General features: G+C 73.2%; 25 protein-coding genes. 14 read left to right on the top strand and 11 right to left on the bottom strand.

What is annotated here, in order from left to right; translation table 11 throughout:
* Nucleotides 1-545, top strand: a 545-nt coding sequence (locus IEZ31_RS53400) for a sigma-70 family RNA polymerase sigma factor (protein ID WP_190257864.1), incomplete at its 5' end; no start/stop codon positions are given.
* Nucleotides 546-1153: 608 nt separating this feature from the next.
* Entirely contained in the window at nucleotides 1154-2155 is a 1002-nt protein-coding gene (locus IEZ31_RS53395; protein WP_190257863.1) for an ADP-ribosylglycohydrolase family protein, read from the top strand.
* Here the strand turns inward: IEZ31_RS53395 and IEZ31_RS53390 are convergent.
* Both IEZ31_RS53390 and IEZ31_RS53385 read right to left on the bottom strand, forming a co-directional pair.
* Nucleotides 2152-2748 (bottom strand): hypothetical protein, encoded by a 597-nt coding sequence (locus tag IEZ31_RS53390; protein ID WP_190257862.1) that lies wholly within the window; start codon nucleotides 2746-2748, stop codon nucleotides 2152-2154. The genes IEZ31_RS53395 and IEZ31_RS53390 overlap by 4 nt on opposite strands.
* A 10-nt stretch (nucleotides 2749-2758) precedes the next feature.
* Nucleotides 2759-2941: a hypothetical protein gene (locus tag IEZ31_RS53385; protein WP_190257861.1), complete on the bottom strand. Its 183-nt coding sequence runs from the start codon at nucleotides 2939-2941 to the stop codon at nucleotides 2759-2761.
* A gap of 264 nt (nucleotides 2942-3205) precedes the next feature.
* Between IEZ31_RS53385 and IEZ31_RS53375 the strand changes: the two genes are divergently transcribed.
* Nucleotides 3206-3913, top strand: coding sequence for an SDR family oxidoreductase (locus IEZ31_RS53375; protein ID WP_190257860.1), 708 nt, complete (start codon nucleotides 3206-3208; stop codon nucleotides 3911-3913).
* Nucleotides 3914-4043: 130 nt separating this feature from the next.
* On the opposite strand, the gene IEZ31_RS53370 is transcribed toward IEZ31_RS53375, so the two are convergent.
* Complete coding sequence (locus IEZ31_RS53370) at nucleotides 4044-5087, bottom strand: lysylphosphatidylglycerol synthase transmembrane domain-containing protein (protein WP_190257859.1); 1044 nt, start codon at nucleotides 5085-5087, stop codon at nucleotides 4044-4046.
* A 53-nt stretch (nucleotides 5088-5140) separates the two neighbouring features.
* Here IEZ31_RS53370 and lhgD point away from each other — a divergent pair, with 53 nt between their 5' ends.
* From lhgD to IEZ31_RS53355, 3 genes are read left to right on the top strand one after another with little or no spacing between them, the layout of a single operon-like run.
* Nucleotides 5141-6328, top strand: coding sequence for an L-2-hydroxyglutarate dehydrogenase (gene lhgD, locus IEZ31_RS53365; RefSeq protein ID WP_190257858.1), 1188 nt, complete (start codon nucleotides 5141-5143; stop codon nucleotides 6326-6328).
* 26 nt (nucleotides 6329-6354) lie between these two features.
* The gene (locus IEZ31_RS53360; protein ID WP_190257857.1) at nucleotides 6355-6897 is read left to right on the top strand and encodes a hypothetical protein; all 543 of its coding nucleotides are present in this window, start codon (nucleotides 6355-6357) and stop codon (nucleotides 6895-6897) included.
* Between the two features lie 14 nt (nucleotides 6898-6911).
* Complete coding sequence (locus IEZ31_RS53355) at nucleotides 6912-7757, top strand: LLM class F420-dependent oxidoreductase (protein ID WP_190257856.1); 846 nt, start codon at nucleotides 6912-6914, stop codon at nucleotides 7755-7757.
* On the opposite strand, the gene IEZ31_RS53350 is transcribed toward IEZ31_RS53355, so the two are convergent.
* From IEZ31_RS53350 to IEZ31_RS53340, 3 genes are all read right to left on the bottom strand, one after another.
* Nucleotides 7754-8680, bottom strand: a complete 927-nt coding sequence (locus tag IEZ31_RS53350) for a hypothetical protein (RefSeq protein WP_190257855.1) — start codon at nucleotides 8678-8680, stop codon at nucleotides 7754-7756. The two genes, IEZ31_RS53355 and IEZ31_RS53350, sit on opposite strands and share 4 nt — an antisense overlap.
* A 217-nt stretch (nucleotides 8681-8897) precedes the next feature.
* Nucleotides 8898-9215, bottom strand: a complete 318-nt coding sequence (locus IEZ31_RS53345) for a winged helix-turn-helix transcriptional regulator (RefSeq protein ID WP_229837218.1) — start codon at nucleotides 9213-9215, stop codon at nucleotides 8898-8900.
* A gap of 169 nt (nucleotides 9216-9384) precedes the next feature.
* Nucleotides 9385-10065 (bottom strand): iron-dependent transcriptional repressor DtxR, encoded by a 681-nt coding sequence (locus IEZ31_RS53340; RefSeq protein WP_190257853.1) that lies wholly within the window; start codon nucleotides 10063-10065, stop codon nucleotides 9385-9387.
* Between the two features lie 54 nt (nucleotides 10066-10119).
* On the opposite strand from IEZ31_RS53340, the gene IEZ31_RS53335 reads away from it, so the two are divergent.
* Both IEZ31_RS53335 and IEZ31_RS53330 read left to right on the top strand, forming a co-directional pair.
* Entirely contained in the window at nucleotides 10120-10929 is an 810-nt protein-coding gene (locus tag IEZ31_RS53335) for a sulfurtransferase (protein WP_190257852.1), read from the top strand.
* Nucleotides 10930-10940: 11 nt separating this feature from the next.
* Entirely contained in the window at nucleotides 10941-12101 is a 1161-nt protein-coding gene (locus IEZ31_RS53330) for an acetoin utilization protein AcuC (RefSeq protein ID WP_190257865.1), read from the top strand.
* 103 nt (nucleotides 12102-12204) lie between these two features.
* On the opposite strand, the gene IEZ31_RS59305 is transcribed toward IEZ31_RS53330, so the two are convergent.
* Nucleotides 12205-12474: a DivIVA domain-containing protein gene (locus IEZ31_RS59305; RefSeq protein ID WP_190257851.1), complete on the bottom strand. Its 270-nt coding sequence runs from the start codon at nucleotides 12472-12474 to the stop codon at nucleotides 12205-12207.
* Between the two features lie 32 nt (nucleotides 12475-12506).
* Here IEZ31_RS59305 and IEZ31_RS53320 point away from each other — a divergent pair, with 32 nt between their 5' ends.
* A complete protein-coding gene (locus tag IEZ31_RS53320) occupies nucleotides 12507-15113 on the top strand; it encodes a bifunctional acetate--CoA ligase family protein/GNAT family N-acetyltransferase (RefSeq protein ID WP_190257850.1) in 2607 nt (868 codons plus the stop codon).
* A gap of 307 nt (nucleotides 15114-15420) precedes the next feature.
* Here the strand turns inward: IEZ31_RS53320 and IEZ31_RS53315 are convergent, their stop codons facing one another.
* Nucleotides 15421-15882 carry a heme-degrading domain-containing protein gene (locus IEZ31_RS53315; RefSeq protein WP_229837216.1) on the bottom strand — a complete coding sequence of 154 codons (462 nt, stop codon included), beginning with the start codon at nucleotides 15880-15882 and terminating at the stop codon, nucleotides 15421-15423.
* Between the two features lie 77 nt (nucleotides 15883-15959).
* On the opposite strand from IEZ31_RS53315, the gene IEZ31_RS53310 reads away from it, so the two are divergent.
* Nucleotides 15960-16388 (top strand): SRPBCC domain-containing protein, encoded by a 429-nt coding sequence (locus IEZ31_RS53310; RefSeq protein WP_190257848.1) that lies wholly within the window; start codon nucleotides 15960-15962, stop codon nucleotides 16386-16388.
* Here the strand turns inward: IEZ31_RS53310 and IEZ31_RS53305 are convergent.
* Entirely contained in the window at nucleotides 16385-17923 is a 1539-nt protein-coding gene (locus IEZ31_RS53305) for a glycosyltransferase 87 family protein (protein WP_190257847.1), read from the bottom strand. The genes IEZ31_RS53310 and IEZ31_RS53305 overlap by 4 nt on opposite strands.
* A gap of 311 nt (nucleotides 17924-18234) precedes the next feature.
* Between IEZ31_RS53305 and IEZ31_RS53300 the strand changes: the two genes are divergently transcribed.
* From IEZ31_RS53300 to IEZ31_RS53290, 3 genes are all read left to right on the top strand, one after another.
* Entirely contained in the window at nucleotides 18235-18807 is a 573-nt protein-coding gene (locus tag IEZ31_RS53300) for an HhH-GPD-type base excision DNA repair protein (RefSeq protein WP_190257846.1), read from the top strand.
* A gap of 115 nt (nucleotides 18808-18922) precedes the next feature.
* On the top strand, nucleotides 18923-19381 hold the full coding sequence (mscL, locus tag IEZ31_RS53295) for a large conductance mechanosensitive channel protein MscL (protein WP_190257845.1): 459 nt from the start codon (nucleotides 18923-18925) through the stop codon (nucleotides 19379-19381).
* A gap of 46 nt (nucleotides 19382-19427) precedes the next feature.
* On the top strand, nucleotides 19428-19775 hold the full coding sequence (locus tag IEZ31_RS53290) for a DUF3099 domain-containing protein (protein WP_190257844.1): 348 nt from the start codon (nucleotides 19428-19430) through the stop codon (nucleotides 19773-19775).
* 9 nt (nucleotides 19776-19784) lie between these two features.
* Here the strand turns inward: IEZ31_RS53290 and IEZ31_RS53285 are convergent, their stop codons facing one another.
* Both IEZ31_RS53285 and IEZ31_RS53280 read right to left on the bottom strand, forming a co-directional pair.
* Nucleotides 19785-20666 carry a carbohydrate kinase family protein gene (locus IEZ31_RS53285; protein WP_190257843.1) on the bottom strand — a complete coding sequence of 294 codons (882 nt, stop codon included), beginning with the start codon at nucleotides 20664-20666 and terminating at the stop codon, nucleotides 19785-19787.
* Complete coding sequence (locus IEZ31_RS53280) at nucleotides 20663-21571, bottom strand: pseudouridine-5'-phosphate glycosidase (RefSeq protein WP_190257842.1); 909 nt, start codon at nucleotides 21569-21571, stop codon at nucleotides 20663-20665. Before IEZ31_RS53280 ends, IEZ31_RS53285 begins: the two co-directional genes overlap by 4 nt.
* Before the next feature lie 60 nt (nucleotides 21572-21631).
* On the opposite strand from IEZ31_RS53280, the gene IEZ31_RS53275 reads away from it, so the two are divergent.
* Nucleotides 21632-21904, top strand: a complete 273-nt coding sequence (locus tag IEZ31_RS53275) for a DUF3039 domain-containing protein (protein ID WP_190257841.1) — start codon at nucleotides 21632-21634, stop codon at nucleotides 21902-21904.
* Nucleotides 21905-22020 lie beyond the last annotated feature (116 nt).

Here is a 22020-nt window from a genome sequence, read left to right as displayed (position 1 = left end):
GGTGGATCCGCCAGGCCATCACCCGCGCCATGGCCGACCAGGCCCGCACCATCCGCATCCCGGTGCACATGGTCGAGCAGGTCAACCGCATGGTCCGGGTCCGGCGCGACCTGTCGGCCTCCCTGGGCCGCGAGCCGGTCGTGGCCGAGGTCGCCGCCGCGCTGGGCATCGAGGAGTACCAGGTCATCGAGCTGATCTCCTACGACCGCGAGCCGGTCAGCCTCGACCAGGCGGTCGGCGAGGACGGCGAGAGCGCCCTCGGCGACTTCGTGGCCAGGATCGACCCGCGCGAGGAGCCGGCCGACAGCGTCTCGCAGGGCATGCTCCGCTCGGAGGTCGAGATCGTCCTCTCCACCCTTTCCCAGCGCGAGCAGGCGGTCATCCGCCTCCGCTTCGGCCTCGACGACGGCCGGCAGCGCACGCTGGACGAGGTGGGCCGGGAGTTCGGGCTGTCGCGGGAGCGCATCCGGCAGATCGAGAAGGTGACGCTGCTGAAGCTGCGCCACCCGAGCCGCGCGAAGCGCCTCGAGGCCTACGCCTCCTGACGTCGCTACACAAACAGGGCCGCCCGACAGTGGGCGGCCCCTGTTTCGTGCGCTGCGAGGGGCGCGGCGCGGTGCCGTACCTCGCAGCGCCCGCCTGTTTCCGGCCGGCGGGTGGTGTGTGGGCGACAAGTCGGATATGTCCGTCAGGCGATGGCGGTGCTGCCTCGTCCGGCCCGGTTTTGCCCCGGCGTGGCCCGGCGTGGCCCGGCGTGGCCCGGCGTGGCCCGGCGTGGCCCGGCGTGGCCCGGCGTGGCCCGGCGTGGCCCGGGCGTGGCCATGATCCATGGAAACGTTTGGCTGTCATGGCGACCACAAGTCTCCATGGATCATGAGCCGTGAGCCGTGAGCCGTGAGCCGTGAGCCGTGAGCCGTGAGCCGTGAGCCGTCGGGTGGCGGGCGGTGGCCGGTGAGCCATGGGTGGTGGCCGTCGGCAGTGAGTTGTGGGCGGCGAGCCGTGCGTGGCGGGCCGTGGGCGGTGTGAGCCGCGGGCCATGAGCCGCGGGCCGTGGGTGGCGGGCGGTGAGCTGTGAGCTGTGGGTGGTGGGCTGTGGGACGGGTCGGGTGCGGGCGCGGGCTAGGCTTCCGGCCACACGGTGTGGTTGGAGGCCATGGTGTCGAAGGTGCGAGGGGCCGTCTTCGGGCTCGCGTTCGGGGATGCGCTCGGGTACCCCACGGAGTTCCTGCCGTACGACGCGATCGTCCGGCAGCACGGGCCGCGGGGGCCGCGCGAGCTGCCCTCCCGGGCGCTGGTCACCGATGACACGCAGATGACGCTCGCCGTGGCCGACGGGCTGGTCGGTGCGCTCGAAGAGCCGCCGCTCAGCGCGGAGCGGCTCGAACCGCTCATCCGGAAAGAGTTCCTCGACTGGTGGCGGAGCCCGGACAACAACCGGGCGCCCGGGAACACCTGCATGGCCGCCTGCGCCTCGATGGCCGCCGGGAAGCCCTGGTGGGAGGCGACGATCGCCGGATCCAAGGGGTGCGGGGCCAACATGCGCGTCGCGCCCATGGGGATCGTCCCGGGGCTCAGCGACGACGAGCGGGCCGGGGCCGCGCAGTTGCAGGCCGCGCTGACGCACGGGCACCCCACCGGGCTCGCCGCCTCGGAGCTGTCCGCCTTCGCCGTGCGGTGGCTGCTCGACGGGATGGCCGTCGCCGAGCTTCCCGAGGCGCTGCGTCAGCGGTGCCTTTCCCAGCGCCAGGTGTACCGCGGCGAATGGCTCGGCGACCACCTCTGGCGGCAGCCGATGGCGGAGTCGCCGGAGGCGTTCATCGCCCGCGGGTGGGACGAGTGCCGGGCCGCGCTCGACGGGCTGGAGGACGCGGTGCGCTACGTCGGGCCCGACGCCGATCCCTGCGCCGCCGGCGGGGCCGGGTGGGTCGCCGAGGAGGCGCTCGCCACGGCGCTGTTCTGCGTGCTGGTGTTCCCCGACGACCCGGTGGGCGCGATCGCCCGGGGTGCCGCCTCGTCCGGCGACTCCGACTCGATCGCGTCCCTGGCCGGGGGCTTCGCGGGGGCCGTGCACGGCGCCGAGGCGTGGCCGGCCGAGTGGTTCGAGCGGATCGAGTACAGCGACCATCTCGACCGGCTGGCCACGGCCTGGAGCTAGCGCATCGTCCGCAACGTTGCGTGCGCGGACTTCGCCGCGGCGCGGACCGGCTGGACGGCGTTGCGGATCGCGGCGGCGTCCGGGCCGGGCCGGATCGCCAGCAGGGTGTCGACCTTGCCCGCCAGCGACTGCGCGACCGCGTCCAGCTCGGCCTGGTCGGCCCCGGGCTTCCTGCGGAGCAGCTCGACCGCGGCCAGCTCGGTGTCGACGGCGATCGACAGGCGGACCTTCGGGCCGGTCAGCATGAACACGCGGTAGTCGTTGACCATGCTGTGCGCGTCGGCCTTGACCGCGGCGGCCGTCGTCTCGCCGGCGACCTTGGTCTTCAGGGCGGTCAGGCCGGAGCGGCTGTCGGCGACCAGCTTGGTGAGCGAGTCGCGGTGGGCGGCGTCGAGGTGCTTCGCCGTGCCGATCGTGCCGGCGTACTGCTCCAACGCGTCGAGGCGCTTGTCGATCCGGTCGGCGACGGCGCGCTTGGCGGCGTCGAGGCCGGCGCCGGCGGACGGCCGGGCCGAGGGCGCGGCCGACGCCGGGGCGGCGGCCACCAGGGCGACAGCGAGCGCGGTGAGCAGGGCCGTGGTGGTGCGCAGCATGCGGTACATCTCAATCCTCGTCTCCGGCGGGCCGGGCATCGTCGTCGAGCTGCTGGCCGACCTCGTTCAGCAGGTCGTTCACCGAGGTCGCGCCCGCAGACGGCGCGGGTGCGGGAGCGGCCGGCCGGGCGCGGTCGCAGCCGCCGGTCAGCAACAGGCTGGCGGCGAGCGCGATGGCGAGCGTTCGTCTCATGGGGACATGCTGCGGGCCGCGGGTAAGCGCTACCCGCGGCCCGATGTAAGGATCGGGTCAGCGTTCGGCCGGCGGTACCGCCGCAACCACCTCGACCTCGATCAGCGCTCCGTCCCGGAACAGGCGGGCCACCTCGACGGTGGTGGCCGCCACGCCGGCCGGCCGCACGCTCCCGGCGACCGTCGCGCACTTCCTCGGGCTGCTCCGGGATGAGACGCTGCACACAGTGCGTCACGTTTCGCCGCCCGGCCCGTCTGGAACCGCATGATGCTTGTCACCGGTGCCACCGGCACCCTAGGCCGTGATCTCGTCGCCACCCTCCGCGAGCGCGGCCACGAGGTGCGCGGCCTGAGCCGCTCGGCCCCCGGCCACGTCCACGGCGACCTGCTGACCGGCGCCGGCATCGCCGAGGCGGTGGACGGCGTCGACGTGATCATCCACGCCGCGACCGACGGCCGGCGCGACGAGGCCGCCACCGACAACCTGCTCAAGGTCGTCCGCGACGACCAGCACCTGATCTACGTGTCGATCGTCGGCGTGGACCGCGTGCCGCTGCCGTACTACCGCAGCAAGTACCGCATCGAACAGCGCGTCCGCGAGCGCGGCGGGTCGATCCTGCGGGCCACCCAGTTCCACAACCTGGTCCGGGGGATGGCCCGCGCCCTGACCGCGGCCCCGATCGGCCTGTACCCGGCGTTCGACATCCAGCCGGTCGACACCCGCGACGTGGCCCGCCGGCTGGCCGAGATCGCCGAGGGCGGGCGGGTCGAGCTGGAGGACTTCGGCGGCCCCGCGGTGCGCAGCGCCCGCGAGCTGTTCCAGCTGTACCTCACCAGCGCCGGACGCCGCCGCCCACTGCTCCCGGTGCGGCTGCCGGGCAAGATCTTCGGCGGGTACCGCTCGGGCGGCCACCTTGCCCCGGATCGCGCTCTGGGCACGATCACGTTCGAGGACTTCCTGGCGGCGCGCTGAACGACCGTCTCCGCGTCGATCTTGCACTTGTGGTGCCTGACAAACCCGGACATCGTCGGAGTGTCCTGGCACCACAAGTGCAAGATCGACGCGCAAAAGCTGCCCGGGGGTGGTCAGGGGGCGTGCGTGCTCAGTTCGTGTCGGCGGGCACCGGTGCCGGGGCCGCGGAGTGGCGGATGCGGCGCAGGCCGACGGCGGCCGACACCCCGGCCGCCGCCACGTCGGCGATCGTGAACAGCAGCCGCGACACGAGCGTCAGCGCCCACGCCGTCGGCCAACTCAGGCCCAGGCCGGTCAGGGCGATCGCCATCAGGAACTCCCGGGCGCCGAGGCCCGACGGGGCGACGATGACGAAGGTGCTGATGCTCATCGCGAGCGCCATCGCGAACACGCCGCCGACCAGGCCGTGGAAGCCGGGCAGGTCGGACCGCATGAGCAGCCAGACGTGCACGCCGGCGGCGACGTAGCCGATGCTGCACCACAGCGCGCTCTCCAGCACCGGCCGCCAGCCGATCGGCTGGTCGAGCGGCGAGCGGCGCAGCAGCCGCACCGCCCTGTTGACGACCCAGGTGAGCACGGGCGGGAAGCAGCAGATCAGCGCGAACGGCAGCAGGATGACCGCCGACCAGACCGCGATGGCCGCGAACGTGCGGTGCTCCGAGTGCGACGCGCCGTCGAACGCCACGCCGAAGCCGGGCGCGGTGAGGATCAGGCCGCAGGTGACGCCGATGCCGCTCACCAGGACCGAGCCGATGAAGACCTTGGCCCGGGACACGCCGGCCCGACGGCCGAGCTCCATCTGCACGACGTAGGCCCACACGGTGCCCGGCAGGTACTTGCCGAGCGAGCCCACCAGCATGATCGGCGCCGCGTCGCGGATGCGCAGCGGATGGTCGAGGTTGCCGACCATCGCGCGCCAGGCCATCATCGTCGCCCACAGTGAGGCGACGGCCGCGGCCAGTGACGCGATCAGGGACGGCCAGGACAGCTGGCGGAACGTCGACTGCACGTCCGACCACTGGTCTACCGTGGTCGCGACGATGAAGTAGACGATGCCGAGCGCCGCGAGCACGCGAATCGCCTTGATCGCCCAGGCCCGCCACGGTCGTGCTGGCGGCGGCGCGGCGGCCACGTCGTCCACGGGCTCGCCGGTGATCGTCTCGGGCTCACCCACGGTCGGTCACGCTAGCATGCAGGCCTGCGACCCTTTGACCCGAAGGAGCCCACGTGCGGTACGTGGTCATCGGAGGCGGCATCGTCGGGCTGGCCACTGCGCACCGCCTGACCCAGGAGCATCCGGACGCGCAGGTCACGGTCGTCGAGAAGGAACAGACCTGGGGAGCGCACCAGACCGGGCACAACTCGGGCGTCATCCACGCCGGGGTGTACTACAAGCCCGGCAGCCTCAAGGCGACCCTGTGCAAGGCCGGCAGCGCGTCGATGGTCGCGTTCTGTCAGGAGCACGACATCCCGCACCGGGTGACCGGCAAGCTCATCGTCGCCACCGACCCGGCCGAGCTGCCCCGCCTCCACGCGCTGCACGAGCGGGCCAAGGCCAACGGGCTGCCGGTCCGGCTGGTCGGTCCGGCCGAGGCGCGGGAGTACGAGCCGGAGGTCGCCTGCGTCGAGGGCATCCACGTCGCCTCGACCGGCATAGCCGACTTCGGTGCGGTGTGCGTCACACTCGCCGCGCTGCTGGAGAAGTCCGGCGCCACCCTGCGCACCGGCGCCCGGGTGACCGGCATCCGCAGCTCGAACCGGGAGATCGTGGTCCGGACCACCGCCGGCGACATCGTCGGCGACGTGCTCGTCAACTGCGCCGGCCTGCACGCCGACCGGGTCGCCCGGATGGCCGGCATCCGTCCGCCGGCCCGCATCATCCCGTTCCGCGGCGAGTACTACGAGCTGCGCGAGGACCGCCGGCACCTGGTCAACGGCCTGATCTACCCGGTGCCCGACCCGCAGTTCCCGTTCCTCGGCGTGCACCTCACCCGCATGGTCGACGGGAGCGTCCACGCCGGGCCGAACGCGGTGCTCGCCATGGCCCGCGAGGGCTACACCTGGGGCCGCATCCGGCCGGGGGACGTCGCCGACGCGGTCGGCTACTCGGGGCTCTGGGCGCTCGCCCGGCGGCACCTGCGGTACGGGATCACCGAGGTCCGCCGCTCGCTCTCCAAGCGCCGCTTCGCCGCCAGCCTGGCCCGGCTCGTCCCCGCGGTCACCGCCGACGACCTGGTGCCGGCCGCGGCCGGGGTGCGGGCGCAGGCGATCACGCCGAAGGGTGACCTGGTCGACGACTTCCTCATCGTCGAGGAGGGCGGCGGCCGGCAGGTCCACGTCCTCAACGCGCCGTCCCCGGCGGCGACGAGTTCCCTGGAGATCGCCAAGTACATCGCCGCACGGCTTCCCGCGTAGGTCGGTTTGCACTACGGTGAGCCGCTGTGCGTAGGGTTTTGGTGGCCGCGTTCTGCGCCCTGCTCGTCGCGACGGCCGCCGGCTGCGACGGCGGTGCCGGGGCCCAACCGCCCGCCCAGCGCTCGACCGCGCCGGCGGCGGCGTCCGGCGGCGCCTGCCAGCTGCTCGACTTCGCGATGGTCAACGCCAAGCTCGGCCTCGACCTGAGCGTGGCCGCGGCGGCCACCCAGGACAACACCTTCACCTGCGTGCTGCAGGCGTCCGGCGCCAGCTACCCCGACCTGGTGCTGTCGGTGAGCGCGACCACGATCGGCGCCGACATCTTCACCGCGATGGTCCAGCCGAAGGACGCGACGGCGGTCCCCGGGCTGGGCCTCGTCGGGTACCAGATGCCCACCCCGGCGGCAGCCTCCGCTGGTCCCGGCGTCGAGGTCGGCTGGCTGGCCGGCAACAAGCGGATCATCGAGCTCTCGCTGCGCTTCGCCCCCGGTACACCCGATGAAAAGGCCGCCGAGGCGATCCCGAAGGTGGTCGAGCTCGCGAAGCTCATCGACCTCAGCAGCCTGTGACTAGCGTTTCCGGCATGACCCTTCGCGATCGCATCGGGCGGCTCGGCATCTGGGGCCGAGAGCTACGCACCACCACCCTGACCGCCCAGCAGCGCGAGGCGGCGGCCGAGATCGAGTCGCTCGGCTACGGCGCGCTGTGGCTGGGCAGCAGCCCCGGCGTCGAGCACGCCGTGCCGGTGATCGAGGCCACCACCAGCATGGTCATCGCGACCGGCATCCTGAACATCTGGCAGCACCAGCCCTCGGCCGTGGGCGACGCGTTCGCCGACGTCGAGCGCGACCACCCGGGCCGCTTCGTGCTCGGGCTCGGGGTGAGCCACGCGCTGCTCGTCAGCCAGTACCATCGCCCCTATTCGGCCATGGTCGACTTCCTCGACCTGCTCGACCTCGCCCCCGACCCGGTCCCGCGCGAGCGGCGGGTGCTGGCGGCGCTCGGCCCCCGCATGCTGCACCTGGCGGCGCAGCGGTCGGCGGGCGCCCACCCCTACATGGTGCCCGTCGAGCACACCGCCGCCGCCCGCGCGGCACTCGGCCCCGGCCCGCTGCTCGCCCCCGAGGTCAACGTCGTCGTCGACACCGACCCGGCCACGGCCCGCGCCGCTGCCCGCGCCCACCTCGGGCCGTACCTGGCGATGACCAACTACACCGCGAACCTCATGCGCTTCGGCTTCACCGAGGACGACCTGGCCGGCGGGGGCAGCGACCGTCTCGTCGACGCCCTGTACCACTGGGGGGACGTCGACCGCATCCGCACGCGGATCGACGAGTACTACGCCGCCGGCGCCGACCACGTGGCCGTCCAGGTCGTCCGGTCCGACGGTGCTTTTCCGATCCAGGAGTACCGCGAGCTGGCGCCCTAATTAGATTGGGCCTTCGCCGCCTGGAACAGCTGCTCCGGCTCCCCGAAGTACCGCCACGGCCACTCCGCCGCCCGGGTCCCGCTCCGGTCCAGGTGCGGCCGCGCCCGGTCGGGCCGGTGCGCCTGGTGGTACAGCGCCGCGAACACCTGGTGCGCGGCCATCGCCCACGGGTGCTCGTCGTCGCCGGCGAGCAGCCGCCCGCTGGCGGCGTCGGTCTCCTTCTGGACCGTCGCGTCGTCGAAGTACCGCCAGGCCCGCCAGAACCGCCCGATCACGGTGCCTCTGGTGAGGCCGTCGACGTACCCTTCGATGTGGGCGAGCGCGATGAGCGCGTGGAGGGGATCGCCGTCGGGCCGCCGCTCGACCCGCGCCCGCGCGAAGGCCAGCACCTTGTCCTGGTTGCCGTACCATCGCCGGCTCAGGCCGGTCAGCCGTCGGCTGTGGGCGCGGAACAGATCCCGCCCGGCCCTGGCGAACACGTCCGCCGGCTCGGACCGGTGCTGCGGCGCGCCGATCACCACGCCGGTGAGCTCGCTCCAGGCCACCGGATCGTCCCGGTCGAGCCCGGCCGCCTGGCGCAGCGCATGGCGCGCCTCGGCGACCAGCTCCTGCTGCGCCCGAATGGCATGATCACTGACATCCTCGGCCCTGGCCGTACCGCGGGCGTCCCAGGCGGCCGCAGAGAGCCCGGCGCCGAGCAGCAGCCACCGCTCCGGCCGGTAGGGTTGCTCGGCGGTGAGCTCCCGGAGCCGGTCGAGTCGCAGCCGCCCGCCCCGCCCGAGGACGGCGGCGGCGAGCTCGCGCTGGTGCGCGGTCTCGCTCCCGGCGATGCACTCCAGCCCCGGCATGGGGTCGGCGTCATCGGCAAGCGCCCAGAGCGCCTTCTCCAGCCGCTCATCGTCGAAGGCCAGCTCGAAAGCCATTCTTTACCGTAAACCGGCGATGAGCGCGGTTAGGCCCCATTTGCTCGGTTTTCACCATAGGTGGGGCCCGGCACTTCCCGGCTGCTCCACCGCCTGGTCGCCTCGGCCGGCCCGCGGCATCCCATGATCGCGGACGTTTCTGTGGCGATTACGAGCGGCAAACGTCCGCGATCATGTAGGAGCGGTCGCGTGAACCCCACCGCCCCGCCGCAGCCGGTCAGGCCGAGCGGGTGTCATACCGCTGCCGGGCCACCGCGACGTCGGCCCGGTGCCGCTCCGCCCAGGTGGTCAACGTCACCAGGGCGGCGTGGAGTTCGCGGGCCATGGGGGTCAACGAGTACTCGACGCGGGGAGGCATCGTCGGATACACCGTGCGGATCAGCAGCCCGTCCCGCTCCAGGTTGCGCAGCGTCAGCGTCAGCATCCGCCGGCTGATGCCGGCGATGGCCCGCTCCAGCTCCGTGAACCGGATCGGGCCGTCCGCGGCGGCCACCAGGATGCACACGCTCCACTTGCCGGCGACCCGGTCGACCACCTCCTGGACCGAGCACCCGGGAGCGACCGAGCACGCACCTTCGTCCGCCGGCCGGCCCGGAAAAGCGCCCGGCGAACCTTCCGGCGCGCCGGTTGCCGAGTCGCCCACCGGGCCGGCCGGCGCGGTGGGCGAGGTGCCGTTCCGCGGGTGCATCGGTGCGGCCGGGAGGTCAGTGCGCGGCTACGAAGACGCGGGAGGCGACCTCGCGGGGCAGCCGGATGCGCTCGCCCTCGCGGTCGATGCTGACGCCGTCGCGCTCCTGGGCCACGGTGACCGTCGCGCCCGGGTCGATGCCCGCGGTGTGCAGCTGGCGGAGGACGTCGGCGTCGGTCTGGACGCTCTCGCAGATGCGGCTCACGACGACCGAGCCGGCCAGGCCCGGGAACGCCAGGTTGCGCTCGGGGTCGGTGGCCGCGTCGGCCGGGTTGCTGCCCTGCAGGGACTCCAGGCCGGGGATCGGGTTCCCATACGGCGAGCGGGTCGGCCGGCCCAGCAGCTCGTAGACGCGTTGCTCGACGGCGTCGCTCATCACGTGCTCCCAGCGGCAGGCCTCTTCGTGGGCCTCCTCGTAGGGCAGGCCGATCACGTTGACCAGCAGGAGCTCGGCGAGCCGGTGCTTGCGCATGACGGCGACCGCGTGGACGCGGCCCTCCTCGGTCAGCGCCAGGTGGCGGTCGCCCTCGACGGTGAGCAGGCCGTCGCGTTCCATGCGCGCGACCGTCTGGCTGACCGTCGGCCCGCTCTGGTGCAGCCGCTCGGCGATCCTGGCCCGCTTCGGGACGACGCCCTCCTCTTCGAGCTCCAGGATCGTCTTCAAGTACATCTCGGTGGTATCGACCAGGTCGTTCACTGCCCTGCCCTCCCGGTACGCGATGCTACCCGCTGCGTACGACAAGATTGGAACGTGACAGCCAACCGGGCGATCTTGGACGTTGCCGTGCTCGCCGAGCTGGTGCGGTCAGCCCAACCGCCGACTCTTCTCGATGTGCGCTGGACCCTCGCGAAGGACGGCCGGGCCGCCTACGCGGCCGGTCACCTGCCCGGCGCGGTCTTCGCCGATCTCGACGCCGACCTTTGTGGGCAGCCTGGTGCCGGTGGGCGCCATCCGCTGCCCGATCCCGCGGAACTGCAGGCAGCCCTGCGGAGATTGGGGGTCCGCGCCGGACACCCGGTGGTGGTGTACGACGCAGGCGGCACCAATCCTACCGGCGCCGCGGCACGTGCCTGGTGGACGCTGCGCTGGGCCGGCCACCCGGACGTGCGCGTGCTCGACGGTGGTTACGCGGCGTGGATGGCTGCCGGGCAGCTTGTCACAACGGAAGAGGTCGATTCGGAGCCTGGTGATTTCGAGGTACATCCTGGTCACATGCCCGTCTGGACCGAGGCCGACGCCGCTGATCGGCGCAACACGCTGCTGGATGCGCGCATTCCCGCGCGCTTCCGCGGCGAGGTCGAGCCCGTCGACCCGGTCGCCGGGCACATTCCCGGCGCCGTCAACGTGCCGGCGGCCGAGACCGTCGACGCGGCGGGCCTCCTCAAGCCGCTCCATATCGACGGCGATCGTGTTGGCGCCTACTGTGGATCGGGCGTCACCGCGGCGCAGCTCGTGCTGGCCCTCTGGGAGCAGGGGCAGCGCCCCGCGCTGTACGTGGGTTCGTGGAGCCACTGGATCCGGGACCCCGCCCGAGCCGTCGCCGAAGGGGACTCGTCGTGAACACCCTTGTGATGTGGGATGAGGAGCTCCTGCGGTATGACATGGGAGACCATCCGCTCGATCCGGTGCGGGTGGAGTTGACCATGGCGCTCGCCCGGTCCCTCGGCGTGCTCGACCGCCCCGGGGTCACCGTCCAGCGTCCCGACCCGGCGACCGACGAGGTGCTGGCGACGGTCCACGACCCCGACTACATCGCCGTCGTGAAGGCGGCGTCGACCGGCCGGCGCATCGGCATCATGGGCCTCGGCACCGCGGACAACCCCACCTTCGCCGGCATGCATGACGCGAGCGCGCTCATCGCCGGCGCCACGCTGCGCGCCGCCGAGGCGGTCTGGCGCGGCGAGACCGACCGCGCCGTGAGCATCTCCGGCGGCCTCCACCACGCGATGCCCGACCGCGCCGCCGGCTTCTGCGTCTACAACGACCCGGCCGTCGCCATCCGCCGGGTGCTGGACCTGGGCGCGGAGCGCGTGGCATACGTGGACATCGACGTCCACCACGGCGACGGCGTCCAGGAGATCTTCTACGACGACCCCCGCGTGCTCACCGTCAGCCTGCACGAGTCGCCCCGCACGCTCTTCCCCGGCACGGGCTTCCCCGACGAGACGGGCGGCCCGGGCGCCGAGGGTTCGGCCGTCAACGTGGCGCTGCCGCCCGGGACGGACGACCGGGGCTGGCTGCGGGCGTTCCACGCGGTGGTGCCCGGCGTGCTGCGCGCCTTCCGTCCCCAGTTGCTCTTCACGCAGTGCGGCGCCGACACGTATCACCACGACCCGCTCGCCAACCTCCGCCTGACGGTCGACGGCCAGCGCGCCGCCTATCTGGCCCTGCGCGACCTCGCCACCGAGGTCGCGGGCGGCAAGTGGGTGGCGAGCGGCGGCGGGGGGTATGCGCTGGTGGAGTGCGTCCCGCGCGCCTGGACGCACCTGCTCGCGGTCGTCACCGGCGACGCCCTCGACCCGCGGACCGAGACCCCGGACGAGTGGCGCAAGCTGGCTCGCACCCGCCGCCCGTCGCACACGGTCCCGGCCACGATGACCGACGGCGGCGCCACGACGTGGGAGCCGTGGGTGCCGGGCGACACCCCGAACGCGATCGACCGGTCGATCATGGCGACGCGCCGGCTGGCGTTCCCGTTCTTCGGCCTCGACCCGCACGACCCGCGCGACTGACCTCGGTCGCCGCGTCCGTCAATCGACGCCGTGGGACATATTTCGGGTATGTCCGGAATGTGCGGCATGGCGGGTCCGATCCACGCCATGCGGCGTCCCGCCGTCAGGTGCGGACGACCGCCTCGATGCGGGTCAGGCGTTGCTTGATCTTGTCGAGCTCCGCCAGCATTGCGCTCTCGGCGGCCGTCGACGTGCCGAACGACGTGTCCGGGGATGCGCTCGCGCGCAGGGACGCCAGCTCGTCGTGCAGCGCGATCAGGGTCTGGGCCACCACGTCGAGGAACTCGTCCACCTCGTCCTCGTCGTAGCCGCGCTTGCCGAACGGCGCCTTCGCGAACCGGACGGCCTGCACGTCCGCCGGGGTCAGCATCATGACCGACACCGTACCTCCCCGATGGTGGCAGCATGGGGACCGTGAACGAAACACCGAGCCGGGCCGCGGACGTCCTGCTCTCGGACGGCACCACCGTCCACTTGCGACCGATCCGGCCCGACGACGCCGACCGGATCGTGGCGCTGCACGGCAGGTTCTCCGAGCGGACGCGGTATATGCGCTACTTCTCGGCGTACCCAAGGATTCCCCAGCGTGACCTGGACCGCTTCGTGAACGTCGACCACCACGACCGGGAGGCGTTCGTCGTCGAGCACGCCGGGGAGCTGATCGCCGTCGGGCGGTACGAGCGGCTCGGCGCCCGGTCGCACCAGGCCGAGGTCGCGTTCGTCGTCGAGGACGTCCACCAGGGGCGCGGGATCGGATCGGTGCTCATCGAGCATCTCGTGGCGGCCGCCGGCACCGTCGGAATCACCGAGTTCGAGGCGGACGTGCTGCCGGTGAACCAGGCCATGCTGCGCGTGTTCATGGCGGCCGGGTTCCGGATCGAGCGCCAGTTCGCCGACGGCGTCGTGCACCTGTGGTTCCCGATCGCGGCCACGCCCGACTCGATGCGGGTCCAGCGGGCCCGCGAGCAGCAGGCCGAGGCGCGCTCGCTGGCCCGGCTGCTGACGCCGAAGGCCGTCGCCGTGTACGGCGCGCGCTCCGACGGCACCGGCATCGGCGCCGCGCTGCTCGCCCACCTCAAGAGCGCCGGCTACACCGGCGAGATCATTCCGGTCCACCCGACCGCCGCGACGGTCGGCGGTCTTCCGGCCGTCACAACCCTGCGCGGCGCCGACCTCGCCGTCGTCGCGGTCCCCGCCGACGCGGTGCCGGCGGTGGTCGAGGACTGCGCCGCCGCGGGCGTGCACGGGCTCGTCGTCGTGTCGGCCGGCTTCGCCGAGGCGGGGCCGGGCGGCGCCGAGGCCCAGGCCGCCCTGCTGCGGGCGGTGCGGGACCAGGGGATGCGTCTCGTCGGCCCGAACTGCCTCGGCATCGCCAACACCGACCCCGGCATCCGGCTCAACGCCACCCTCGCCCCGCTGCTCCCGCGCCAGGGCCGGGTCGGCTTCTTCAGCCAGTCGGCGGCGCTGGGCACCGCGCTGCTCGCCGAGGCCGACCGGCGCGGGCTCGGCCTGTCGACGTTCATCTCCGCCGGGAACCGGGCCGACGTGTCCGGCAACGACGCCCTGCAGTACTGGCGGGAGGATCCGCACACCGACGCGGTCCTGCTGTACCTCGAGACGTTCGGCAACCCGCGCAAGTTCGCCCGCATCGCCCGCGAGCTGGCCCGCCGCAAGCCGGTCGCGGCCGTCGCCAGCCCGGTCCGCCCGCCCGCGCTCGACGCGGTCACGACCGGCCCCGACGCCCGCGGGGTCGCGGCGCTGTTCGCCCACTCGGGCGTCATCCGGGTCGACACCGTCGCCGAGCTGTTCGACGTGGGCCTGCTCGTCGCCGGCCAGCCGCTGCCGCCCGGCGACCGGGTGGCGGTGGTGACGAACGCGGCCGCGCTCGGCGTGCTCACCGTGGCCAAGGCGCCGGCTGCCGGGCTGCGGATCGCCGACGGGTACCCGCGGGACCTCGGCCCGACGGTCTCCGACGTGGACTTCGTGCAGGCCGTGCACGAGGCCCTCGCGGACGAGGAGGTGGACGCGGTCGTCGCCGCGTACGCACCCGCGCTCGCCGAGGGCGACAAGCTCGGCGTCGCGGAGCTGCTGCGCACGTCGACGGCGGAGTCGGCCCGCCCGCTCGCGGTCGTGATGCCGGCCGACCCGTCGTTCACCGTGGCGCCCGCCTACGTCGACGGCGACCCGCCCGCGCTGCCGATGTTCCCGGCCATCGAGGAGGCGGTCCGCGCGCTGGGCCGGGTCGCCCGCTACGCCGCCTGGCGCCGCGAGCCCGTCGGCGCCGTTGCGTCCCTGTCCGGTGTGGACAGCGCCGCCGGTACCGCCATCGCCCAACGACTCGCGTCGACGCCCACGGCCGACGTGGACGCCGACGAGCTCCTCGCCGCCTACGGGATCCCGGTGGTGCCGTCGCGGGCGGCGTCCGGCCCGGCCGTGGCCGAGGCGGCGGCCGCGTGCGAACACGCGGTCGCCCTCAAGGTGGCGACGAAGCCCTGGCGCCACCGGATCGACCTGGGCGCGGTCCGCCTGAACCTCTCCACGCCGGGCCAGGTCGAGGAGGCGTACCAGGAGCTCGAACGCCTCTTCGGCCGCGGCGTCGAGGTGGTGGTCCAGCCGATGGTCGCCCCGGGCGTCGCCTGCGTGGTCGAGGTGGTGGACGACCCGTCGTTCGGCCCGGTGGTCGGCTTCGGCCTGGGCGGCGAGGCGGCCGACCTGCTGGGCGACCGCGCCTGGCGCCCGGTCCCGCTGACCGACCGGGACGCGGCCGCGCTGGTCCTGGCCCCGCGGGCGGCCCCGCTGCTGACCGGCTACCGCGGCGCCGCCCCGGTCGACCTGGACGCCCTGGCCGACCTGCTGCTGCGGGTCGGCCGCCTGGTCGACGAGCAGCCGATGCTGTCGTCGCTGTCGCTGAACCCGGTGCTGGCCCGCCCGGCGGGCCTGGCCGTGCTGCACGCGAGCGCGATCTTCACGAGCTCGCCGGCCCGCCCGGACCAGGGCCCGCGTCGCCTCTGACGTTTGGACTCGGGTCCGCGCAAGGCGCGGCCGTCGCTCCCGCCAGACACCGCTCGTGCCGCCGGTGCATCCGCCCCGGCGGCACGGACGCTGCCGTCGCCGTCGTCCCAAGGACCCGCGACCTGTCGGCCGCGCGGACGTCCGCACCCGCTTGCGGCGGCCGCGTGGCGGCGGCGTCCGCGGTCTCGCTGTGGAGACGTTGGTCGATCTACCCTCGCTTTTCGAGATCAACTTGAGGGTAGATCAACCAACGTCTGGTCGTGGCGCCGCGGACGCCGGCGGACGGTCGCGGTCGACCGTGGAACGGTCAGCGGGACAGGAATCGTTCCAGGGCCTCGACGACCAGCGCGTGGTCGTCGGCCTGCGGGAGGCCGGACACCGTCACCACACCGACCACACCGACGTCGCGGACCCGGATCGGGAAGGCGCCGCCGTGGGTGGCGTAGTCCGCCGGGTCGACGCCGTAGGACTCGTCGAAGGTCGCGCCCTTCGCCGCCAGGCGACGGCCGGCCAGGTACGACGACGTGTTCAGGCGCTCCACCACGCGGATCTTGCGCTCGATCCAGCGGTCGTTGTCCGGGGCCGTCCCGGGCAGGGCGGCGTGGAAGAGCTGGTGGCCGTGGCGGCGGATGTCGACCGTGATCGGCAGCGAGCGCTCGCGGGCCAGGTCGACCAGCAGGCAGCCGAGCGCCCAGGCGTCGTCGTTGTCGAAGCGGCCGAACTGGAGCCGCTCCTCCTGCGTTTCCAAAGCTGCGATGAGTTCCTCCACGACGCCGATCATGCCCCAAGTCGCGGGCCAAGCGGAGCTCAAGTCGTGGGCAAGGGGAGTGCGGAGGATCGGTGGACATGAGGACCCGGACGTTCAGCCTGTACATCGCCGCGACCGCCGACCAGGTGTGGCGGGCGCTCACCGATCCCTGCCGCACGCGGCAGTTCTACCTCGGGTGCACCGTCGAGTCGGCGTTCGTGGAAGGCGCGACCATCGTGTACCGCGCCACCGTCGGTCCCGTGACCGACGCCCTGCACGGCGAGGTGCTGCACGTCGAGCCGGCCAGGACGCTCGTGCACAGCCTGTTCACCGGCATCGGCCGGGAGCAGGAGGTGCACTGCTGGCTCACCTGGGAGGTCGCCGAGGTCGAGCCCGGCCTGACCCGCGCCGCGCTGACCTGCGACGACCTCGACCGCCACGCCGACCCCGAACGCGACGAGACCTGGTCGCGGGTGGTCTCCGGCCTCAAGACCGTGCTGGAGACCGGCGCCGAGATGAAGCGCTAGAAGCCGGTGTACACCGCGACCACCGCGCCGTCCGGGGCGAGCGCCTCGAGCCGGCCGTGGGCCAGGTTCGCGCTGCGGAACGAGAACGTCCGCACGCCCGAGTCCAGCGACAGCAGCGGTACCGTCCGGGCCAGGCCGCCCGGCGCGGACGTGTAGCGCAGCTCCGCCACCGACTCGCCGGCCACGCCGTTGACGCGGACCTTGGTCTTCTCCCGCCGGACCAGGAAGCGCACCGGCTCGCCGGGCCGGGGGTCGGCGCTGAAGTAGAAGTAGCGCGGGTTCGTCAGGTCGCCCGCCGAGTACGCCTTGAAGGTCGGGTCCGCGCCCGCCGGCAGCGGGGTCAGGGCCAGCATCACCAGCGCCGCCGCAACGAAGGCCAGCGCGGTCCGGGTGCGCCGCGCGCTCACGACGGCCGCGCCGCCGAAGCCGGCCAGGCAGACCAGCACCAGGCCGACCGAGCGGGCGTTCTCCAGCAGGAACTGCCAGCCGGGGTACGTCGAAACCCCGCGCAGCACCGCCCCGAACGACAGCGTCATGACCGCGAGCAGCACCCACCCGGCCGCGCGGCGCCACGCGCCCTCGGTGGCGACCAGCAGCATCGCGGCCAGCACCGTCCACACCTGGTGATGGGTCCACGACACCGGCGAGGCGGCGACCGTGGCGCAGCCGACGAGGACCGCCGCCCGCACGTGGTCGCCGGCGGCCTGCAGCCGGCGGGCCCGGAGCAAGGCGAGGCCGCAGATCAGGGCGATGAGGGCGGCCCAGATCACGGGCAGTGCGGCGGGGGAGACCCCGACGCGCAGCAGCATCCCGTGCACGGACTGGTTGCCGAGCGAGGCGAGGTCGCCGATCCGGGACGTCTGGAGGATGGTGCCGCTCCAGTACCGCCACGAGTCCGCCGGCAGCACGAGCGCCGCGAGCAGGGCACAGGCCACGAACGCGCCCATCGCCCGCGCGGCGTCCCGGTAGCGGCGGGTGATCAGGAAGTAGCCGACGAAGAGCAGCGGCGTCAGTTTGATCGCGGCGGCGATCCCGACGAGCACGCCGCGATAGCGTCCGGGATGCATCGCGTCGACCAGCGCCAGCAGGACGATGAAGATGCTCACCTGGCCGAAGCGGAGGTTGCTCTGCACGGGCGCCGAGACGAGCAGCGCGCAGGCCATCGCCGCGACCGCGAGGGGACCCGCGCCCAGGCCGCGGCCGACCGCGCGGGCGATGGCGACGACCGCGAGGCAGGTCGCGACCAGCCAGACGAACTGCACGGCGCCCTCGGGCAGCAGCGTGAACGGCCGGAACAGCAGGACCGCGAACGGCGGGTAGGTGAAGGGGCCGCCGTTCTCGGCGACGTAGGAGTACAGCGGCCGGCCGGCGTTCACCGTCTCCGCGGCGCCGTAGTAGATGTGCAGGTCGGAGAGGCGCTGCCCGATCGGCCGCAGCAGGACGAGCACCGACGAGACGACGGCGGCGACGGCGAACACCGTCCACGTCAGTGCGGCTCTCACGGCGACGGTCTTGAAGGCGGCGGTCCCGGGCATCGCCCCACGGTACTGACGCCCCGCACCGCCCGCTGTCGCCTCCCCGCGCGCCCCCGCCGCGTCGATCTTGCAGTTGTGGTGCCTCCCAAACCCGGGCATTCCGGGAGTTTCACGGCACCACAAGTGCAAGATCGACGCAGCGGGGGCGCCGGGGCGTGCGGGGCGTCGGCGGGGCAGCGTCGGGACGGCGACAGTTGGTCGGCGGATTCCGGGCAGTCGCCGGTCGGCGACCGTCGCCCCGCGCCGAAATCCCGTCGTCCGAGGCGGGGATCGGGTGACGGAGCTGGGGGCGCGGCGGCAAGATGGACGGCATGGCCATGACGTTGCCGATCGACGATGCCGCCAACGAGTACCTCACGCGCAGTCCGCTCGCGTTGCTGATCGGGATGGTGCTCGATCAGCAGGTGCCGCTCGAGAAGGCGTTCTCGTCACCGTATGTGCTCGCGCAGCGGCTCGGGCACGAGCCCAGCGCCGTGGAGCTGGCCGGGTTCGACGCCGAGGGGCTCGTGGAGATCTTCGGGCGGACGCCCGCGCTGCACCGGTTCCCCAAGGCCATGGCCGCCCGCGTGCAGGAGGTGTGTCAGGTGCTCGTCGACCGGTACGGGGGCGAGGCCGCCGGGCTGTGGGACGGCGTGGAGACCGGGGGTGAGCTGCTCAAGCGGGTCGGGGCGCTGCCCGGGTTCGGCAAGCAGAAGGCGCAGATCTTCGTGGCCCTGCTCGGCAAGCAGTACGGTGTGCAGCCCGACGGCTGGCGGGAGGCCGCGGGGGCGTATGGCGAGGTCGGCTCGCACCGCTCCGTCGCCGACATCACCGACACCGACTCGCTGACCAAGGTCCGCGAGTTCAAGCAGTCGGTGAAGGCCGCCGCAAAGGCGAAGGGCTAGTCCAGTGTGGACGGGTTGGCGTCCTCGCCAAACGGTCCGTGGACGATCGGGTGGACGTTGCCGCGAATCGGCGCGCGCGGATGCGTAGCTCCGCTCGCGGCCGTAGGGTGCCTACGTGCTCAAGGGATTCCGGGACTTCATCTCGCGCGGCAACGTTATCGAGCTTGCCGTCGCCGTCGTCATCGGCGCCGCCTTCAACGGCGTCGTCACCGCCTTCACCGAAGGCTTCCTCCAGCCGTTGATCAAGCTTACCGGCGGTATCGGGGTCAACGACGATACGCAGGGCGTCAAGCTCGGTGACCAGGTGCTCGACTGGCCCGGCTTCGTCAACTCGGTGGTCACCTTCCTGCTCACCGCGGCCACCGTGTACTTCCTGGTCGTCCTGCCGATGAACAAGCTCGCCGAGCGGCGCAAGCGGGGCATCGAGCCGGAGCCGGAGGCGCCCAGCGACGAGATCCGGCTGCTCACCGAGATCCGCGACCTGCTGGCCACCGGCACGACGCAGCGCGAGCAGGGCGTCGGCGCCGCCGCCGGCGGGGCTCATGCTGCGCCGGTGAAACCTACCGACAGCTGAGCGCCTGGCATCCCACCGGGGAGCCGCGCGTGGCAGACTCGGGGGCATGGCACGCAGGGAGCGACCGCAGTTGATCACCGACGCGGCGACCAGCCCCGAGCAGGAGCTTCGCTCGCGCGAAGTGCGCTACGTGCTGATGATGCTCATGCGCGCGGCGTGCATCGTGGTCGCGGCCGTCCTGGTCGCGGCCCGGCCCCCGTTGCTCTGGCTCTGGCTGACACTGTGCATCGTGGGGGCGGTGGTCCTGCCGTGGGCGGCCGTCCTCCTCGCCAACGACAAGGCGCCGCGCCCCGAGCACCAGCTCCGCAACCGCCTGCACAAGGCGCCGCAGTCGCACCCCGACCCGGAGCACGCGGTGTCCGAGCGCGAGCACAAGGTCATCGACGTCGACTGACGGTCTTGGCTACGGCCGGCCGCCGAGTTTCGACACGGCCCGTGCGCCGAGCTCGTTGCCGGCGCGCAGGGCCGCGGCCGGGTCGGCGCCGGCGAGACGGGCGGCCAGGTAGCCGGCCGCGAAGGCGTCACCCGCGCCGGTCGGGTCGACCACCTCCGGCACGTGGACCCCGGCGACGTGGACCGGGTCCGACCCGGGGCCGGCCCAGGTCGCGCCGCCCGGGCCGGACTTCACGACCGCCTCGCCCGCGTGGGTGAGCAGCGCCGGGGCCAGCTCGGCCGGATCGCCGTGCAAGCGCTGCCGGCCCGCGATCACGACCGCCTCGTCCAGGTTGGCCAGGAGAAGGTCGGCCCATGGCAGTACCGCCGAACCCAAACGCTGCAGAGGAGCCGCCGACGCGGCGTCCAGGCTGGTGGTCAGGCCCCGCCGGCGGGCCTCCACGAGCGCGTGGCGTCCGGCCGGCGCGCAGTCGGCGTCGAAGAGCACGTAGGCGGACAGGTGGAGGTGCCGCGCACCCGGCGTGGCGAGGGCCCGGTCGACGTCGTCCCGCGACAGCAGGCGGTTGGCGCCGCGGTCGGTGAACATCGTGCGCTCCGCGTCCGAGGTCAGCACGACGACCGTGCCCGTCGGCCGGTCCGGCACCCGGCGGACGGAGGTGGCGACGCCCGCCGCGTGCAGCTCGGCGAGGCGCGCGTCGCCCGGCTCGTCGCGGCCGGCGACGCCCGCGAACGTCACCGCCTGGCCGGCGTGCGCGAGCCAGGCGGCGGTGTTGGCCGCCGAGCCGCCGCCGCTGATCCGCACGCTCGCGATCGTGTCGGAGCCGATCGCGAGCGGTCCTTCGTGCACGGTCAGGATGTCGGTGACCACGTCACCGATCACGATGACGGTCACAGGGCGGCGGCGATGCGGGCGGCCAGGTCGGCGTTGCGCAGGATGATCCGGACGTTGACGTCGAGGCTTCGGCCCTCGGTGGCCTCGTGGAAGTGGCTCAGCAGGTACGGGGTGACGTCCTTGCCGGTCACGCCCGCGCGCTCCAGCCCGGCCAGGCCCTCGGCGAGCACCCGGTCGTGCAGCGCGGGGTCGAGCTGCTCGCCTGCCGGCAGCGGGTTGGCGACGACCAGCGCGCCGCCGTGCACGCCGTGGCTGCGGGCCGCGCGGATGATCTCGGCGACGCCCGCCGGGTCGTCCACCGACCAGTCCAGGTCGAACCCGCTGTCGCTGAGGTAGAAGCCGGGGAAGCGGCGCGTCCCGTACCCGACGACGCTCACCCCGAGCGTCTCCAGCCGCTCCAGCGTCGCGCCGACGTCGAGGATCGACTTCACGCCCGCGCACACGATCGCGATCGGCAGCCGGGAGAGCGCGGTCAGGTCGGCCGACTCGTCGAACGTGCTCGCCGCGCCGCGGTGCACGCCGCCCAGGCCGCCGGTCGCGAACACCGGGATGCCGGCCTTCGCGGCGACGGCGGAGGTCGCGGCGACCGTCGTGGCGCCGTCCTTCCCGGCCGCCGCGGCCGGCGCCAGATCGCGCACGGACAGCTTGACGACGTCGTCGCTGCCGGCGAGGTGGGCGATCTCGTTCTCGTCGAGGCCGACGACGATCTCGCCGCGGATCATGCCGATGGTCGCGGGAACGGCGCCGGCTGCCCGTACCGTGGCCTCGATCTCCTTCGCGACGGTCAGGTTCGCCGGACGGGGCAGGCCGTGCGAGATAATCGTGCTCTCGAGGGCGACGATCGGCGCACCGGCCTCCTGGGCCGTCGCGACGTGCGCGCCGTAGCGGATGACGTGGTTGATCACGTGCCCACGATAGTCCCGCCTGAGCGGGCCCTCCGGCGCCGCGCCTGGCAGACTGGACTCGTGACGACGACACCCGAGAGCGGTGGCGGGACCCTCACCGACCAGCGCGTCGAAGAGCAGACCGACTACCGGTATGACGAAGGCGACCACGAGAAGTTCGCGCACTACGTGCCGAAGGACAAAATGATGGAGGCCATGGTCAACGGCACTCCGGTCCGGGCGCTGTGCGGGAAGCTGTGGGTTCCGTCACGCGACGCGACCCGCTTCCCGGTGTGCCCGGTCTGCAAGGACATCTACGAGAACGTCGTCCAGAACGACGACTCGAATTCGTGACCGGTCCGTAGCGGACAGGCTCGGTTTCACGTCGCGCGGCCGGAGCGAAGCGGAGGTTGCGTGACCGGTCCGTAGCGAAGCGGAGGGGCCGGTCACCATCGGCTCAGTTCGACAGT

Origin of the sequence: Dactylosporangium sucinum, from assembly GCF_014647515.1 — a bacterium.
GTDB lineage: Bacteria > Actinomycetota > Actinomycetes > Mycobacteriales > Micromonosporaceae > Dactylosporangium > Dactylosporangium sucinum.
The sequence above is the reverse complement of the archived record's forward strand: the minus strand, read 5'-3'. Positions and strand labels throughout refer to the sequence as shown.